The sequence below is a fragment of the Sporosarcina psychrophila genome (assembly GCF_001590685.1).
In the GTDB taxonomy this organism is placed as follows: Bacteria; Bacillota; Bacilli; order Bacillales_A; family Planococcaceae; genus Sporosarcina; species Sporosarcina psychrophila.
In genome coordinates this window covers 4385282-4403635 of sequence record NZ_CP014616.1, presented here as the reverse complement: position 1 = coordinate 4403635, position 18354 = coordinate 4385282, and the positions used below count along the sequence as shown (strand labels likewise).

General features: G+C 41.6%; 16 protein-coding genes. 14 read left to right on the top strand and 2 right to left on the bottom strand.

The features are described 5' to 3' along the window. The first annotated feature begins 27 nt into the window (after window positions 1–27). The 4 genes from AZE41_RS20570 (at window position 28) to AZE41_RS20555 (ending at window position 6041) form a co-directional block, all read left to right on the top strand. Window positions 28–1176, top strand: coding sequence for an acyl-CoA dehydrogenase family protein (locus tag AZE41_RS20570; protein ID WP_067213551.1), 1149 nt, complete (start codon window positions 28–30; stop codon window positions 1174–1176). Window positions 1177–1423: 247 nt separating this feature from the next. Continuing rightward, window positions 1424–3046, top strand: a complete 1623-nt coding sequence (locus AZE41_RS20565; protein WP_067213550.1) for a long-chain fatty acid--CoA ligase — start codon at window positions 1424–1426, stop codon at window positions 3044–3046. 1548 nt (window positions 3047–4594) lie between these two features. After that, a complete protein-coding gene (locus tag AZE41_RS20560) occupies window positions 4595–5206 on the top strand; it encodes a DedA family protein (protein WP_067213549.1) in 612 nt (203 codons plus the stop codon). A gap of 7 nt (window positions 5207–5213) precedes the next feature. Beyond that, on the top strand, window positions 5214–6041 hold the full coding sequence (locus tag AZE41_RS20555) for an undecaprenyl-diphosphate phosphatase (RefSeq protein ID WP_067213548.1): 828 nt from the start codon (window positions 5214–5216) through the stop codon (window positions 6039–6041). A 96-nt stretch (window positions 6042–6137) separates the two neighbouring features. Here the strand turns inward: AZE41_RS20555 and AZE41_RS20550 are convergent, their stop codons facing one another. Beyond that, a complete protein-coding gene (locus AZE41_RS20550) occupies window positions 6138–6878 on the bottom strand; it encodes an IclR family transcriptional regulator (RefSeq protein WP_067213547.1) in 741 nt (246 codons plus the stop codon). 188 nt (window positions 6879–7066) lie between these two features. Between AZE41_RS20550 and AZE41_RS20545 the strand changes: the two genes are divergently transcribed. The 8 genes from AZE41_RS20545 (at window position 7067) to AZE41_RS20510 (ending at window position 15350) form a co-directional block, all read left to right on the top strand. Beyond that, a complete protein-coding gene (locus AZE41_RS20545) occupies window positions 7067–7921 on the top strand; it encodes a dimethylarginine dimethylaminohydrolase family protein (RefSeq protein ID WP_067214094.1) in 855 nt (284 codons plus the stop codon). A 20-nt stretch (window positions 7922–7941) separates the two neighbouring features. After that, window positions 7942–8703 (top strand): dimethylarginine dimethylaminohydrolase family protein, encoded by a 762-nt coding sequence (locus tag AZE41_RS20540; protein ID WP_067213546.1) that lies wholly within the window; start codon window positions 7942–7944, stop codon window positions 8701–8703. Window positions 8704–8746: 43 nt separating this feature from the next. Next, window positions 8747–10165, top strand: a complete 1419-nt coding sequence (locus AZE41_RS20535) for an amino acid permease (protein ID WP_067213545.1) — start codon at window positions 8747–8749, stop codon at window positions 10163–10165. A gap of 12 nt (window positions 10166–10177) precedes the next feature. Continuing rightward, on the top strand, window positions 10178–11815 hold the full coding sequence (locus AZE41_RS20530) for a M20/M25/M40 family metallo-hydrolase (RefSeq protein WP_067213544.1): 1638 nt from the start codon (window positions 10178–10180) through the stop codon (window positions 11813–11815). 94 nt (window positions 11816–11909) lie between these two features. Next, the gene (locus AZE41_RS20525; protein WP_067213543.1) at window positions 11910–12620 is read left to right on the top strand and encodes a response regulator transcription factor; all 711 of its coding nucleotides are present in this window, start codon (window positions 11910–11912) and stop codon (window positions 12618–12620) included. Beyond that, on the top strand, window positions 12610–13971 hold the full coding sequence (locus AZE41_RS20520) for a sensor histidine kinase (protein WP_067213542.1): 1362 nt from the start codon (window positions 12610–12612) through the stop codon (window positions 13969–13971). Before AZE41_RS20525 ends, AZE41_RS20520 begins: the two co-directional genes overlap by 11 nt. Before the next feature lie 38 nt (window positions 13972–14009). Then, window positions 14010–14705 (top strand): PepSY domain-containing protein, encoded by a 696-nt coding sequence (locus tag AZE41_RS20515; protein ID WP_067213541.1) that lies wholly within the window; start codon window positions 14010–14012, stop codon window positions 14703–14705. A gap of 87 nt (window positions 14706–14792) precedes the next feature. After that, window positions 14793–15350: a PepSY domain-containing protein gene (locus tag AZE41_RS20510; RefSeq protein ID WP_067213540.1), complete on the top strand. Its 558-nt coding sequence runs from the start codon at window positions 14793–14795 to the stop codon at window positions 15348–15350. 49 nt (window positions 15351–15399) lie between these two features. Here AZE41_RS20510 and AZE41_RS20505 read toward each other — a convergent pair whose 3' ends face one another. Further along, on the bottom strand, window positions 15400–16134 hold the full coding sequence (locus AZE41_RS20505; RefSeq protein ID WP_067213539.1) for an MBL fold metallo-hydrolase: 735 nt from the start codon (window positions 16132–16134) through the stop codon (window positions 15400–15402). Window positions 16135–16286: 152 nt separating this feature from the next. Between AZE41_RS20505 and AZE41_RS20500 the strand changes: the two genes are divergently transcribed. Further along, window positions 16287–17744 carry a sensor histidine kinase gene (locus AZE41_RS20500; protein ID WP_156476119.1) on the top strand — a complete coding sequence of 486 codons (1458 nt, stop codon included), beginning with the start codon at window positions 16287–16289 and terminating at the stop codon, window positions 17742–17744. After that, window positions 17719–18288, top strand: a complete 570-nt coding sequence (locus tag AZE41_RS20495) for an ANTAR domain-containing response regulator (RefSeq protein WP_067213538.1) — start codon at window positions 17719–17721, stop codon at window positions 18286–18288. The genes AZE41_RS20500 and AZE41_RS20495 overlap by 26 nt, the downstream gene beginning before the upstream one ends. Window positions 18289–18354 lie beyond the last annotated feature (66 nt).

Genomic DNA, 18354 nt, shown 5'->3' with positions numbered 1-18354 from the left:
CATGTTACAAAAGGAGGGGCTAGACCGTTGGCGAGATACAGATTTGAAATGGATGAGCACGTCATGTTTCGAGATTCACTTCGGAAGTTTCTTCAGAAAGAAGCAGTTCCGCACTACGATAAATGGGAAAAAGATCGGCTTATACCAATCGCATTTTGGAAAAAACTTGGGGAGATGGGGTTCCTCTGCCCGCAAGTGGATGAAAAATACGGAGGTCTTGGTCTGGATTTCAGCTTTAGTGTAATCATCGGGGAAGAACTTGAGCGTGTAGGCGCGGGTCTCACAGGGGTAGGCTTGCACAATGACATCGTTGTTCCATATATTGAATCGTTCGGCACAATGGAGCAGAAAGCGCGCTGGCTACCTGGTTGTGTAAGCGCTAACAATATTGCCGCTATTGCAATGACAGAGCCAGGAACAGGATCGGACTTGGCTAATATCTGGACGACGGCAATTAAAGATGGGGACCATTACGTCGTGAATGGTCAAAAGACGTTTATCACAAACGGTATTAATGGGAATCTTATACTCGTTGCTGTAAAAACTGACCCATATGCCGAACCGAAACATCGTGGCGTCAGTTTGCTTATTATAGAAGAAGGTACGCCAGGTTTCACAAAAGGTCGAAAACTCGATAAAGTAGGGTTGCATTCGCAAGACACGGCGGAATTGTTCTTTGAAGATTGCCGTGTACCTGTAACGAACTTAATTGGCGAAGAAGGAAAAGGATTTAGCTATCTAATGGAGAAACTACAGCAGGAACGGCTTGTTGTTGCGATTGCCGCACAAACGGCATCAGAGGATATGCTAGAAATGACACTTGAGTATGTAAAATCGCGGAAAGCATTTGATAAGCCGATTGGTTCGTTTCAAAACACGCAGTTTAAACTTGCTGAAATTGCAACGAAAGTGGAGATTGGAAAAGTGTTTCTAGAATCACTTATCGAAGATCATCTAGCGGGAAAAGATGTCGTCACAAAAGTATCGATGGCGAAATATTGGCTGACCGATACGGCGCGAGAAATTTCGGCAGAATGTATGCAGTTGCACGGTGGGTACGGTTATATGGAAGAATATAAAATTGCGAGACGTTACAGGGATATCCCTGTGGCATCGATTTACGCAGGGACGAATGAAATCATGAAAGTCATCATCGCGAAGAATATGGGCTTGTAGAAATTAGGGTTGCTTAATAAGTTGATATAAAGAACGCCATTGAATCTGTCTTGGCGCTCGGCTAACCTTTTAAGGCACATACGCTCAGTTTGTACACCGTATTCAATACTGCAAACTATATAAATAAGTAGGAATAACTTGGTTTCGTAGGGCATATTATCTTTCGGGACCATATGTGACGTATACCTACTATTATAATGCACTGTTTACGTAAAAAATATTCTACATGAAAAGGGGCGAGATTAGTATGATGCAAACACCACTATTATTATCTTCCTTTATTAAACGAGCAGAGCAATATTTCCCTAACAAATTAATTATTTCACGAACAGGAGAAAACTCGATTCACCGGATTCCATATCGTGAGTTCGCAAAAAGAACACGCAAACTGGCAGATGCCCTGACGAAACTCGGGATGGAGCACGGAACGAAAGTTGGATCGTTTGCTTGGAATCACCATCGACATTTAGAAGCGTATTTCGGTGTGCCGGGAACAGGTGCCATCCTTCATATGATCAATATACGATTATCTCCGGAACATATTGCATACGTTATCAACCATGCCGGGGATGAAATCCTGCTTGTCGATGATAATCTCTTTCCGCATCTTGAAAAACTTGCGCCTTATCTGAAAACGGTGAAACATTATATCATCATGGGAGACAGCACTGAAATACCTGAAACATCACTCGAAAATGTCCATTCGTATGAAGCACTCCTAGCTGAAGCATCTGAAGACTTTGTATTCCCGGAGGATCTCGATGAGAATACGCCAGCTGGCATGTGCTATACATCCGCTACGACGGGCAATCCGAAAGGAGTCGTCTATACCCATCGCGGACTTGTTCTGCATAGTTATGCGCTAGGACTAGCTGATGCTATGGGCTTATCGGAGAGAGATGTAATTCTGCCAGTCGTGCCAATGTTCCACGTCAATGCATGGGGAATGCCATTCGCCGCGGTCTTTTTTGGTACAACACAAGTCCTGCCGGGGCCAGGCTTAAATCCGAAGCTGCTGCTGGACTTGATCGAGCAGGAGAAGGTGACCGTAACAGCGGGAGTTCCAACAATTTGGCTAGCAGTACTGAAGGAGCAGGAGGAGAGCCCGAGAGATTTGTCGTCACTTAGAGCCGTTGTAAGCGGTGGTTCAGCTTCACCAAAAGGATTGATCCGTGCATTCGAAGAAAAACTAGGTGTACCGTTCATAGTTGGTTATGGCATGACTGAAACATCGCCACTAGTCAGTCTATCTGTCTATTCATCAGGGATGACCGATTTGACAATGGATGAGAAAATCGATGTCCGTGCACTTCAAGGGATGCCGATGCCAGGTCTTGAAGTCCGTATTGTTAATGAAGCCGGAGATGCGCCTTGGGATGGTAAAACAATGGGCGAATTAGCTATTCGGGGGCCTTGGATTGCAAGCGAATATTACAATGATGAGCGTACAGCAGAAGCCTTCCGTGATGGCTGGCTATTCACAGGCGATATCGCAGTTATGACCGAGTTCGGCTATCTTAAATTGATGGACCGCACAAAAGATTTGATCAAGAGTGGAGGCGAATGGATTTCGTCTGTTGACTTGGAGAATGCGCTAATGACGCATGAAGATGTTTTTGAAGCGGCAGTGATAGCAATACCGCATGAGCAATGGATTGAACGTCCACTGGCGTGTGTTGTCTTGAAAGAAGGGAAGGTTGCTGACGAAGAGATGAAACAGCGGTTGCTAACCTATTTGGCAGGCCAGTTCGCTAAATTATGGGTACCGGACGATGTTGTCTTCTTGGATGAAATCCCGAAAACATCCGTCGGTAAATTCCTGAAAGCCTCATTACGTAATCAATTGACGGAACATTATCAGCAAGTGTAAAACACACAAAAAGGGGCCGTAACCACACTGGTTTGGTCTTTTTTTCATTTCAACGTATATAGATCCGTTTCAGGCCTTAATAAGCTCCGCAATGAGAACAGTATAGTAAATTAACACACGTGTTGATTTACTAGAAATAACCAGAAAATAACTTAATCAAATACTAAGCATCCCCCGTACAGTTGCTTAGATTGCTTTGGATCGAACGACTCCTATATCTTTACCGGGGTATCTTAATCTATAGGATGCTACTTCGTCGCATCCCTATAGATTTTTTCGGTAATCGTATGGTGGTCGTTCATCTGTCGCTCTCTAAAGGTGCAAGTACATGAAGTGCGAAAGCTTTTTTGGGACGAAAGAATAGTGGGCTTGTTACCTGGATAAAGGCAGTCAACCGAACAGCAAAGGGTTCGGTTTGTATAAGTCGTAACTAGCCACACCTGTCTCACGGAAAAACTATCGTGATTATTTTAGCCGAAAGCGAGCCGGAAAAGTACTAGTCCAAATGAAAAAAATCGCGCCTACCTTAGAAGAATATTATGTGAGGAAATGGTTAATCAACAGACGTGATTAATTAACCTATATGTGTTGAATTAAAGAATCCCATTGAATTTACTGTGGCGCTTAATAAGGAGAGAGTTTTAATTCGAGGTGTGGATTGTAGAACGCTTGGTGCTTTGCGGATGCCCTGCGCTAGGCTTGTTCATTATCGAGAGAAATGTGATTTTAAGATGTATTTGCGAGGTTATAAGGTGATTACTAGTTGATACTACTTATATTCAAGAAAGACGTGCCTTAGCTTGCAGACTTCATCACAGATAATGAAATGCTCTTTCTCACATAGACCATCTAGCGAAGGCGCGTCTTCGTGGTAGCCGGAGTGATAAGACTGAAAGCGGTCTTCTTTCTGGCTTATCGCGGGAGGCATCCACAAAGCGTCGAAGCGGTATTTGTAGGAGTTCTATTTCATTCCAAGTATCAGTACTTTTCAGCGGCCTCAAAAAAGCCTTTGTAAAGCGCATATGCCGTATTCATTTGTGCAGCATATATAGTATGGTTTTAGTACTTGAATAATCAACCAGATAGTTAGTACTTTAGTGAATCGTATTCCTGATATTCAGTATAAATATAACTTACCAGACTATGGATTATATATAGCTTGGTGGGTAGTGTATAACTTCATTGATCATTGTGGAGGAATTGTTAACTGGGGAGGAAATTGTGGATATCTATCATTAGAATTTGATTAATAACCCAAAAAGATGATTTTCGATAGAAAATTCTGAAACTATAAACATTTTTTCGAGTTATCAACTGATGACTGTTGATAACTAGGCACTTTATGAAGTTATCAACAAAAAATGAACAATCCTCTAGAATGATTCAAGCGGGTAATACCGACGTAGAATCATAGGAATGGACTCTTTTGCATAAAATAATTGATAAGAAAGGCAACTTCTTCTTATAAAGGAACGTCTATTCATTTCACGAAGTCAGTTTGCACTTGCATTCGGTATTTAGTAAAGTAATAGTTGGTGGGGGCGAAGCGTGGAAAATTGGATTACTGAATTTATGGACCAGTTTGGCTATTTTGGTGTGTTTTTATTAATCATGATTGAGAATGTGTTTCCACCAATACCATCTGAAGTTATTTTGACATTCGGTGGATTCATGACGACTTATTCGGATATGACTCGAATGGGTGTAATCATTGCGGCAACGGCCGGATCAATTATTGGGGCGATGATTTTGTATAGTATCGGGTTATTTCTCGATGTGGCACGCCTTGAGAAAATTGTTGATCGGTGGGGTGGCGTTTTACGTCTAACTCGAAAAGATATCCGCAAGGCCGATGCATGGTTCGACAAATATGGTCCGTGGACAGTGCTGCTCTGTCGCCTAGTTCCACTAATACGGAGCCTAATCTCGATTCCAGCAGGTATGTCGAATATGAACTTCCCGCTCTTCATTTTACTTACAACAATCGGTAGTCTGATCTGGAATACGGCACTTGTTATGATCGGCGCAGCAGTCGGCGACAATTGGCAATCGATTGTTCATTATATGGACATCTATTCGAACGTTGCGTACGCACTGCTAGCAATTGGCGGAATTGCGATTTGCATTTGGTATATTCGCTTCCGTAGAAAGAGAGTGTAACTAACTTATGGAATTATTTGATTTGATTAAAGCGTTAATACTTGGATTTGTTGAAGGTATGACGGAGTTCGCACCTGTATCATCGACGGGTCACTTGATTATTGTCGATGATATGTGGCTGAAGACAGAAGAGTTTTTAGGTAAATATCCCGCGATTACATTTAAGATTGTTATCCAGCTAGGATCGATTTTAGCGGTTGTCGTCGTATTTTGGAAACGTCTTTTTAGCCTAGTCGGACTTTATAAGATTGATGGTAAAAAGATGAATTCACGTTTCAATTTAGGGCATGTCATTATCGGTATGCTTCCGGCAGTCATTCTTGGATTTGCGTTTAAAGATCTGATTGATGATTATTTATTCGGAGTGGAAACGGTTATTTTTGCCTTGGTGGCAGGGGCTATTCTTATGATTGTGGCTGATAAATTTGGTCCAAAAAAACCGAAAGTACAAACGTTGGACCAAATCACATACAAACAGGCATTCTCGGTTGGTCTTGTCCAATGTCTGTCATTATGGCCAGGATTTTCGCGCTCAGGCGCCACGATTTCGGGTGGTGTACTGTTCGGCATGAACCATAGAACGGCGGCAGATTTCACGTTCATAATGGCTGTTCCAATTATGATGGGTGCAAGTCTTGTATCGGTTTTGAAAAACTGGGAGTACTTATCAATGGATAATCTGTCGTTTTATATCGTCGGATTCATCAGTGCATTCATCTTTGCGCTTATCTCGATTCGCTTCTTCTTGAAGCTCATCTCACGCGTCAAGCTTGTACCGTTCGCAATTTACCGACTTATATTAGCAGCTGTGCTAGCGGTTATTGTGTTTTTATAAGAATCTGAAACGACTCCTGCACATTGGTGCGCGGGAGTCGTTTTTTTGTCTTTGCAATGCAGTCTGAAAATATCTGATCTACTTATAAATTGGTGATTAATTACTGTTCGAACCTAGTTTTTCCGAAATCCGTCTACCTGTTTCCATAACTTTTTCAATAAGGAAATCCATCCGATTTTCAGTCAGATTGAAACTGACGAAGCCTATACTGATTGCCCCGACAACTTCTCCTAATCCATCAACAATGGCCACCGCGACAGAAGAAGTACCTTCCGTCCTTTCACCGTGACTCGTAGCATATCCTAGTTTTTTTATCTGTTTTAGCGTTACTTCTACTGGAGCCAATTGTTCGATAGGCAACAGTTTCTTCAAAATGTCCGTGGACTTAAAAGAAGGCATATTGGCAAGCATCGCTTTATTAGCCGCACCGATATTCATTGGAATGCGCAAACCGAGTTGGTCATAAATCCGGATTGTATTATTTTCACTATCTATTCTCTCTAAAATAATTGCTTCTAATCCTGCGGGGCGGCTTAGATAGACACTTTCATCTACTTCATGGCTCAAACGTTCTAGCTCTGGCCTTATTTTAGTGACATAATCCATCGAATCATACACTTGCAAACCGTATTCTAACCAAATCGTTCCGAGCCGATAGCATTTCGTACGCTCATCCTGCTCCACCATACCTTGTTTAATCATCGCTTTCAGCAATCTATGCATTGTACTGAGTGGTAATTCGCATTGCTTGGAAAGGTCTGAAATAGACACTCCGTTTTCTGAAGTGTGTGTAGCAAGAGTTTTGGCTACGATCATAGCGCGGTCAATTGATTGCATTTAAAGCACCACCTATCATATAAATAACTAAGTAAAATTCATTACTCTGAAAAAAAGAATTAAAAGTATTTGAAATACATTGACATTGTACCATGAAGAGAATATATTTTATATATAAACTTTCCGTTATTCGGAAACGTTTTCCACTATGCGGAAAAGGGTGACGTAAATTGACTTATTGTTCATCAATGTACAGTCCATTAGAACGGGTGATTGTAAAGCATCCAAATGAAGCTTTTCAAAATCAAAATCATCTCGCGGATCAATGGAAAACATTCAATTACCTTGAGGAACCGAATTTTAAAGAGGCGGTTCGCGAGTATTCGAATTTTATAGGGATTCTTGAAAAATATGTCCCACAGATTGATTATTTACCTGCATCGCCTGAAGTTGGTATGGATTCGTTGTATGCACATGATCCGGTGAAGTTTACGCCAGCAGGAGCAATCATTTTGAAATCAGGTAAAAAACTGAGACAACCGGAAGCGGTAGTATATAAAAAGTTTCTTGCAGAAAGAGAAATTGCTATTGTTGGTGAGTTGACTGGAGACGCAGTGTCAGATGGCGGTGATATTGTTTGGTTGGACGACAAGACACTTGTTGTAGGCCGTGGATACCGTACGAATGATGAAGCAATCCGGCAATTGAAAGAAATGACAGCGTCTTTCGTCGACGAATTCATCGTCGTTCAACTACCACATGATCAAGGAGAAGCGGAATGTCTGCATCTTATGTCGTTCATCAGTATGGTCGATCGTGATTTGGCAGTCGTGCATTCACCACTAATGCCTGTTTTTTTCCGGCAGTTGTTGATTGAACGAAAAATCCAGCTAATTGAAGTTCCGAAAGATGAATATGACACACTTGGTTGCAACGTGTTGGCACTGGCACCACGGGTTTGTGTAATTGTTTCTGGAAACGCTTCCACGAAAAAACAATTGCTCGATGCTGGAGCTACAGTTTATGAATATAAAGGTGAAGAAATAAGTGTAAAAGGGACGGGTGGTCCAACGTGTTTGACTTCTCCCGTAGTAAGAAACTAAAAATGAGGAGTGGAATGGGTATGTATTCAAACGTAATTGTTAAAACACCTGGGGAAAGCTATTTGAATGGATTGACGACTTCTGATTTAGGAAAGCCCGTATTTGAAAAGTTACTAGAACAGCATAAAAAGTATGTTGAAGCGTTGGAAAAGTGCGGCGTGACTGTTACACATCTTCCAGCAAGCGAAGAATTCCCAGACTCGACATTTGTAGAAGATGCTGCCGTGTTGACATCTGATTTCGCGGTTATTACAAATCCAGGAGCGGAATCACGTAATGGAGAAATCAAGGAAATCGAAGCTACTCTAAAAGGATTTTACGAGAAACTTCACTATATAAAATCGCCAGGAACACTAGATGGCGGCGATATTCTTCAAGCGGAGAACAATTTCTATATTGGGATTTCTGAACGGACGAATGAAGAAGGAGCACTTCAATTGAAAGGGATATTAGAACAACAAGGTTATGAAGCTACGATTATTCCGTTAAAAGAGTTTTTCCATTTGAAAACAGGAATTGCTTACCTAGGAGATAACCGGATGGTCGTTGCGGGAGAATTTGTGGATCATCCAGCATTTGATTCATATGAAAAAATTGTTATAGGTAAGGAAGACGAGTATTCAGCCAACTGTATCCGTGTGAATGATTATGTCATTATTCCGTCAGGATATGAAGAAACAAAACGTAAATTTAATGAAGCGGGCTATGAAACAATCGAACTGGAAATGTCTGAAGTTCAGAAGCATGACGGCGGATTAAGCTGTTTGTCATTACGCTTCTAACCGTAATCGAAAAGTAAATGGGGAAAACAGGGGAGTGAATATCATGTCAAACAAAGGGGAACAACCGCAAGATAATCTATTAAAACGTTCTATGAAAAGCCGTCACTTGTTTATGCTCTCTCTCGGAGGAGTAATTGGAACCGGTCTGTTTCTGAATGCAGGCTATACAATTAATCAAGCCGGCGCGGGGGGAGCGCTGCTTGGATACTTATTCGGTGGTTTGATTTTATATATGGTTATGGTTTGTCTTGGCGAGCTGGCTGTCCATATGCCTGTGACAGGGTCTTTCCAAACATATGCAACGCGTTATATTAGTCCTTCGGCTGGTTTTTCACTTGGCTGGATGTATTTTGTAGGTTCGGCTGCCACTGCGGGAGTGGAATTCACTGCTGCTGGAATACTTATGCAACATTGGTTCCCAAATGTTCCGATTTGGATTTGGTGTTTGATATTTATGGTCCTCTTATTCTCTTTGAATGCGTTGTCGACGAGAGGATTTGCAGAAGCTGAATTCTGGTTTGCAGGTATTAAAGTCCTTGCAGTTATTTTGTTCCTTATCATTGGGTTTGCGGCGATTTTTGGCTTCATTCCTATGGAAGGTCGTTCAACACCCTTCTTAACAAATTTAGCTCCTACAGGGTTATTCCCAGCGGGCATCGCGATCGTGTTTGTGACGATGATGAACGTTATCTTCTCCTATCAAGGTTCGGAGTTGGTTGGAATTGCGGCAGGGGAAACAGAAAATCCTGAAAAGAACATACCAAAAGCAATCCGAACGATAATTTTTAGAATTGTCATTTTCTATATCGCTTCGATTATTGTTTTATCGGCTATTTTTCCTGCATCCGAACTTGGTTTACTTGCCAGTCCGTTTGTGACATTGATGGAAATTGCCGGCGTTCCGTACGCGGCGGGTATTATGAACTTTGTTATCTTGACGGCGATTTTGTCAGTGGGAAATTCGTGTTTATATGCGTCAACGCGACTTCTATGGGCAATGTCAAACGAAGGGATGGCACCTAAGATGTTCGGGCGATTATCGAAAAATAGAGTACCGCTCAATGCACTTATCTTCACAATGTCGTTCTCCCTCTTATCATTATTGACAAGTGTGATGGAAGCAGAGGCAGTGTTCGTATTACTCATGTCGATTGCAGGAATAGCTGTCACAATTTCGTGGATGGGGATTGCGACATCTCAATTGATGTTCCGTCGTCACTATTTGAAAGAGGGCGGAAAATTGGAAGACCTAAAATATAAAGTCCCTTTCTATCCTTATGTCCCATTGTTTTGTATCGCCTTTTGTCTTCTTATTCTCGTCTTTTTGGCATTCGATCCAACACAGCGGATTGGGTTATACTACGGGGTCGGATTTTTAGTTGCATGTATGCTGTTTTATAAATTCAGGTTGGAAAAAAAGAACAAGGTTAGTGTTGAAACCGAAGTGAAACCTGTAAATTAAAGGAGAATTATTATGAACCAATTACTATGGGGCACACCCTCTACACTTCGGTCACTGTTATGTGAACTCGTTAGCTGGGACAGCCGTACGTTAACTGAAGGGGAGAATACATTTGCTCCCAAATTAGAGGCGAAATTAAATGAACTAGCGTATTTCATAAATAACCCGAATCAGTTGGCACTTCACGATGCAGGGCTTGGTCGTCAAGCTGTCACTGCTTTGTACAAGCATCCCGAAGCAACAGAAACGATTGTTCTTATAAGTCACTTCGATACCGTATGGACTGAAGAATATGGTGTGTTGGAGCCGTTTGCATTTTATCCGGAAATGCTGACGAAAATGTTGTCTGAACCCCAGCATAATGCTGATCTTCCGGAGGATGCACGCATCGACTTGGAGACCGGAAATTACTTGTTTGGTCGAGGCACAATGGATATGAAAATGGGGCTTGCGCTTCATATGCAACTCATTGAAAAAGCCAGTGTCGAAAAATGGCCAATCAATCTATTATTAGCTACCGTTCCTGATGAGGAAGTTAACTCAGCAGGGATGCGTGCTGTAGTGAAGGAGCTTGTCCGTATTCGTGAGGAGCAAGGGTTAACGTATAAACTATTTTTAAATAGCGAGCCATCGTTTTCCCAAAACCCAACGGATATTGCTGAATATGTTTACTCGGGTACCATCGGGAAAATCATGCCCGCTGCATTGTTCTATGGCAAAGAAACGCATGTCGGCGAGCCAATGAAAGGTATGACTGCGAACTATATTGCTTCATATCTGACACAACGGATGGAATGGAACGAATTATTCCGCGAGACGGATCTTGGAGAAAGTACGCCGTTGCCGGTTTCATTGCAACAAAAAGATTTAAAGCTTCAATACTCGACGCAAACGCCTTACCGCGCAGTAGCATTATATAATGTTTTCCTGATGAAGCGTACGGCATCGGAAGTGATGGATTTGTTCGAACAAGTGGCACTTGAGGCAATGGCAGCGTGCAACGATAGCTACAAGGTTATTTGTGAACGAGAGCAAGTGAAAGGCGTAGGGGAAGTGAACGTTTTGCGTTATGAACAGCTCCTTGAACATGCTTTGCTAAAATTAGGGGAAAAAGAAGTGGATCGCTTGAAGCAAGAAGTACTCCATAACGAAGAGTGGGATGATCGTGAAAAATCGCTTCGTATCGTCGATAACTTGATGATCCAATGCCAGGAACTTGCGCCGGCAACTGTCCTTCTTTATGCACCACCTTACTATCCAGCCATTAACTCGTCGGATAACCCGCTTGTCATCCAGTCGATTGAATTGATGAAGAAAACAGCGGAAACATTTAATAATACAGTCGAACAGATTCATTACTTCAACGGTATCTGTGACCTAAGTTATGTTAACTACGATGACGACACAAATGGCTGGGCTGCATTCGAAAGCAATACGCCGGTATGGGGCGAAACGTATAGCATTCCATTCACTGAGATGGCCCAGTTGAAAGCGCCCGTGTTCAATGTAGGTCCGTTTGGGAAAGATGCACATCAACGGACGGAGCGTTTACATGTCGACAGTGCTTTTGTGGAAATGCCTGTTATGCTGGAAACGCTCGTGAAGAGCATGTATGTCACGAATGAAAGTTTGGAAACATGTACAGGCTAATATAACTGAAATGTGGAGACCTTCGGAAATAGTGAAGGTCTCTATTTATTGTCTGCATCTGTTAAGATGAAAGAAAAAGTGGCAGGTGAATCGAATGAAAGAGCAAATCTTAATCATCGAAGACGAAGAAAATATCGCACGTGTCCTTCAGCTTGAGCTTGAGTTTGAGGGCTATGAAACGGGCATTGCACATACAGGACCAGACGGGCTTATCAAATATCGTGAACAACAATGGGATCTGGTTCTATTAGATCTTATGTTACCTGGATTGAATGGATTAGACGTATTGCGACGGATTCGAGCAACAGAAGCAGACACGCCAGTCATATTATTGACGGCGAAAAGTGATGTGGAAGATAAGGTGGCGGGGCTTGACCTCGGGGCGAATGATTATGTGACGAAACCTTTTGAAATCGATGAATTACTCGCAAGGATTCGTTCGGCGCTTAGATTCTCTAAACCTGTGGCGTCTGTAGGGACTAAAGACGAACATCTCCTTGAATTTGCGGGTTTGTCTCTTCATGAGCAAACACGTGACGTAACAAGAAATGGTCGCTCCATTGAGCTAACACCACGGGAGTACGATCTTTTACTTCATCTGTTGAAACACCCAAACCAAGTGTTGTCACGTGAACAGTTACTAGATGCTGTTTGGGGATTCGACTATTACGGTGATACAAACGTCGTGGATGTGTACATTCGATATGTCCGGAAGAAAATCGAACAAGGGGAAAAAAGCACGCTTATCCAAACGATACGGGGTGTTGGTTATGTTTTAAAGGAGCAACAGGTTAATGAAGCTTAAAACAAAGATCCACCTTTTTTCTACGTTGCTGATGCTCGTTATCTTAACGTTGACGAACACGGGCATCTATTTTGTGTACGGGAAATTGGCATATGACACGGAGTATAATCAGCTAAAAACGCAATCGCAAGACTTGATTGCTTCGCTCAGTCAGATGACCGAAAAAACGAATCCAGCGACGGTTCTCCATGCCTACAGACCACCGAATGGTGCGGTCCGTATTTTGGGTCCAACGGGCAAGTTGAAAGTGGAGTCCGAATCGGCGGAAGGAATTAGAAGTTACCATCCTGAAATAAAACCAGGCGAACGCTATTCAATCGGTGAATTTGACAATACACCGATACTTACGATGCGCGAGCCAGTTATTTGGACAGACGGAAAAGTGGTTGAACTGCAGATGATTCAACTGCTAAGTGATGTAAAACATAATTTGAGCTTGCTCAAGCTTATCCTCTTCGGAGTGACCCTTATCGCGATGATTCCCATAACGATTTCAAGCGTTGCGCTTGGTCGCATCGTGATCCAACCAATTGATAATCTCATTAAAACGATGTCACAAAGCCGGCAAACGGGAACATACGAGAAGATTGAGGTCCCAGCCGAAGGGAAAGACGAAATGGCGCAGATGGGCCATGAGTTCAACGATATGATGGGGCAACTCGAGAGCAATTTTAAAAAACAAGAACAGTTCGTTTCCAATGCCTCGCATGAATTAAAAACGCCACTCACTGTTATAGAAAGCTACGCGCGGCTTCTCTCACGCCGCGGATTTGATGACCTTTCGGTGGCAAAAGAGGCAGTCGGGGCAATTCTTGGGGAATCCATTCGGATGAAGAATATGATTGAGCAAATGCTCCATCTTGCAAGAAATCAAGAACAGGTTGCATTTAAGTTTGAGGAAACGGATATTAATTCGTTGGTTGAAAAGACCTTACAACCAATGTGTCAAGCACACGCAAGAGATTTCATCCTAGAAGGGAACGGTTCTGTTTTTGTGGTAACGGATGCTGAAAAACTTAGACAATTATTATTCATCCTCCTTGATAATGCACGAAAATATAGCGAACGAGAAATTAAAACGACTATTTCGGAAAATGAAACTTCTATTTCCATTGCTGTTACTGACTATGGAAACGGAATCCCTAAAGAAGCCTTGCCGCACATTTTTGACCGATTCTATCGAGTCCATGAAGACCGAAACCGTAAAACAGGTGGAACGGGCCTTGGGCTGGCAATTGCTAAGGAACTTGCAGATGGTCTTGGAGCAGAATTGAATATAGAAAGTAGCGTTGGCGTAGGAACCACCTTCCGGATCATCATGCCCAAAAAACAGATTCTCACCGATTTTTAATGTTGGAATCGTATGATGAATGAAAGGAGGCGAGGAGTATGCATTTTTTGAAAAAATCATGGTTTATTCCGTCCCTGTTAACCTTAGTACTTCTAACGGTGGGCGGATTTTATATAGGAAGTTTGATCAATAAGCAGGAACCGATGGCGGCTGATACGATCCGAACTCAGTTGGAGAGCATGTACGGTGGAACTGTTGACCGCATCTCAATAACGAACGGCGTTTATCAAGCAGAAATGAGTCGAGGTGAAGCGGTTTATTCGGCTGAAGTTGACGCAACGACAGGAAGTGTTTTATCGCTTACCCAGACTGGTGAAATGAAGGAAGAGATTCCGGACGTGCTTTCTGAGTCTAAGGTGAAAGAAATTATAGCGGGGAAATATAGCGGTGAAACGGAACGGATTTCATTGAATACAGGCGGAGAAGCCCCGATTTACGAGGTGAAGCTGTCGAAAGACCCGAAGTTTACAAAGGTGACAGTCGACGCCATGACGGGGAAAATAATCACTGAAACCGTGAAGGAAACGACAGGGGAAAATGCGCTTATTACCAAGGAACAGGCGATTGCAATTGCGCAAACTCAATTAAAAGGTGATGTAGATGACTTTTCGTATGAAAAAACAAGCGATGGAGGCTACTACCAAATCGAAATCGAAGCAGCTGATGACCGGGAAGGTACCTTCCAGATTCATGCAATTTCAGGAAAAATAATGTCTGTCACATGGGATGACTAATCTCTCATCAAATTCTAATACTCCTCACAATGTCCTCTCATGTTCGCCGAGTAATATGAAGGTAACAACAAAAGGAGGAGATACAAGATGAAGAAATGGATGATGATTCCAGCATTGGCTGGCGTGCTTGTAATAGGTGGAGTTGCGGTGGCTGGGAACGCGGGACATAGTTTTGCGGCGACGCCAAAAGGTTTATTGACGATGGAAGAAGCGGAAGCAATTGCTGTAAAATCAGTAGGTGGAACAGTGACTGGAATTGAATTGGACCGTGAACTAGTGGGTGATATTTATGAGGTTGAAGTTAAATCAAACGGCTTTGAATATGATCTCGATATCGATGCGAAAACAGGAAAAGTATTGCGCACAGATAAAGAAAATGATAATGATGACGACTTTGATAACGACGATTCAGACGATAAAGTGATTGCTCCAAATGGTAAATTCATAACAGAAAAAGCTGCTGTCAATATTGCGATGAAACAAGCAAAAGGCACTGTGACAGAAGTGGAATTAGACGAAGATGATGGCCGAGTAGTCTATGAAATCGAAATTCGAGATGGAAAATATGACTACGACTTTGATATTGATGCAATTTCAGGTGAAGTTCTGAAATTTGAAAAAGATAGTGAAAAAGATAATGATTGAAGTAAAGGGGCTGTTCCTGAACAGCCCTATTTTTATGGGGAAAAATAATTTACACTTCGTATACTTTCCCAACTTCAGCAAGTTCAGTAGGCCCATCATATACGACGACAGCTGCATCAAGAATTTCTTCAATATTTCCGTGCAACGGCAAGTGGGTTAACACAAGTTGTTTTACTCCCGCCAATTTCGCCATTCTTCCAGCTTCGCTTCCGCCCATATGACCTGGTGCTTTCCCGACGTGTTCTTCATATAAATTGGCCTCGCTAATTAAAAGATCAGCCCCGCGTGCGAAATCAATCAGTTCATCTCGCCATTCTGTATCTGCGGTGAGTACAATGGACTGGCCACCGACCTTGAATTTCATTGCCAAGCAATAGACGGGATGTACCGTACGGCAAAAGCTCACTTTAAATGGACCTATTTGAATGACATCATCTTCTGAAATACCAATGCCTACTGTTTGATCTTGGTACGAGAGTTTTGCGAAATTCTCTTGATCTTTAGTGTGCCCATAAATCGGTAATGGAGGAGCTTGATGACCTAGATAAAAATTAATGATCCTGCTGAATTGGAGACTCCCGACATCAGCAATATGGTCTGCGTGATAATGACTGATGACAACGGCGTCAATTTTTTCTAAAGGTAAATAATTTTGCAATGAGGAAAGTACGCCACTGCCGCAATCAATGAGACAATGGAAGTTATCGTGTTCGATCAAAAAAGACGAAGTGGCACTATTTGCTTTCGGGTATCCACCCCAGATACCGATTGGTGTTATTTTCATTATGAATTCCTCCAATTCCATTGCAAGTGAAAAAAGTGTACCTTGAAACGGAGTCAATTGAAAGTAGGAAGTGTAGAATAATATTGACCCTGTAGGATATAAATACTATAATGTATTCAAAGAATTCAAATAAAGGTGGGTATTAACTAACAGTGGCAGAATCTACACTCGAGCAATTGTGTACTATATATACGGACCTGTCAGCTGATGATATTCAACAATTAAAAAGTGTTGCTTCTACATTACAAATGTATGCGGATTTATCGGATGCTTACATGTTCATTGATTGTAAGATGAAAGACAATGAACAGGCAATTGTTGTTGCCGAGGCTTTTCCAAAGTCTATTAATGCTGTTTATGAAAATTCGGTTATTGGAAAGATAGTGTTTGATTCCTTTGAGCCGGGTGTGTTTTATAGTTATCGTAAAGGGAAGAAGTCACTAATTCGTCAGGCGGTAACACAAGAAGGAAGATCTGTGGAGCAAAGTGTAGTTCCTATTAAAAATAATATGCATCAAGTAATAGCTGTACTTATACAAGAGAAAGAAGTCTATCATGCCATGCCTTACACTAATAATCTTGAAGATCTTCCATTTGGACAGGAGTCAATCGGCTATGTCTTGGGGGATAAGAATAGTGAAATGCCGATAGTTTCGGACTTATTAATGGAAATTTTCCTGTTGACTGACCATGAAAATAAGTTGACTTATGCAAATCCAGTAGGTGTTAAATTCATAACAGAGATGAGTCATACGGAAGAAATACAAAATGTAAACTTAGTAGAGTTATTGCCTTTTCTTAAACCTGTATATGATCAGCAAGATGACGTTTTTGTATCTGAATTAACATTAGACCGTAAGAATCTCGTTGTCAAAAAAATTCGATTGCGGAAAAAGGATGAAATGAGAGGGACCTTACTCGTTATCCAAGACTTAACTGAGCTCCGTACGAAAGAAAAAGAACTTATGATGAAATCCGTTGTTATTCAAGAAATTCACCATAGAGTGAAGAATAATCTTCAAACCGTGGCAAGCTTACTTAGGCTACAAATGAGGAAGGGGATTTCCGAAGAAAGTAAATCCTACTTTGAAGATACGCTAAACAGAGTATTTAGTATTTCCTCCGTTTACGAATTGATTTTGGCTAATGAAGATGCAGAAGATGATGATGTGGATATCATTGAGCTTACAAAAAAGGTTTGTTCAGCAATGACAATAAATGGTCCCCATAAAAAAGTGGGCTTGATTATTAGGTCAAATGGCAATAGAATATTAACATCATCAAGGAAAGCGGTTTCAATTGCACTAATTGTTAATGAACTCGTTCAAAACTCCTTGAAACACGCATTTCCTGGAGACACTCGCGGTGAGATTATTGTTAACTTTTATTCGAAGGCAGACTCTTTGGAGCTTCATATTTCCGACAACGGTGTTGGGATTAAACAAACGAAGTCATCACTTGGTTTAGAAATTGTACGTAATTTAGTTGTGAATGACTTGAATGGCGAATTTAGTTATATGCCGGAAGACATAGGAACACACGCAGCAATTATGTTTCCAGTAAGTCCGGAGGTTATTATTTATTATGAGAAAGAAAATATTGATAGCTGAAGATGAATCCTTAATTCGTATGGATATCAAGATGATGTTAGAAGACCATGGCTACGATGTTGTCGGTGAGGCAGGGGACGGTGATCGAGCGATTGAACTCGCATTTTTACATAAACCGGACCTAATTTTGATGGATATTAAAATGCCCAAGATTAACGGACTACAAGCCAGTCAAATTATTGCCAATCAGTTAGACTTACCGATTTTAATCATCACGGCTTATAGTCAAAAAGAATTTATCAAGAAAGCACAACAGGATAATATTGTAGGTTATTTGGTCAAACCTATTGCGGAATCAAATTTAATACCAGCAGTTGAAATCGCTCTCCATCAGTCGGGTAAAGCAAAAAGACTGAAAGAGGATATTAAAAACGCGAAACAAGAAGTAGAAAAAAGAAAACTGATTGAACGAGCCAAAGGAATTCTAATGCAAATGGAACAAATAACGGAAGAAGAAGCGTTTAAACGAATGAGAGATTCTAGTATGACCAGACAAATGACAATGGAGTCATTGGCTAAGGAAATTATTGCACAACAAAAGTGAATAACAACAAGCAAAGGCGCTTAAAGAGATTGTTCTTTAAGGGCCTTTTTGTATTTCTTTGGGGGG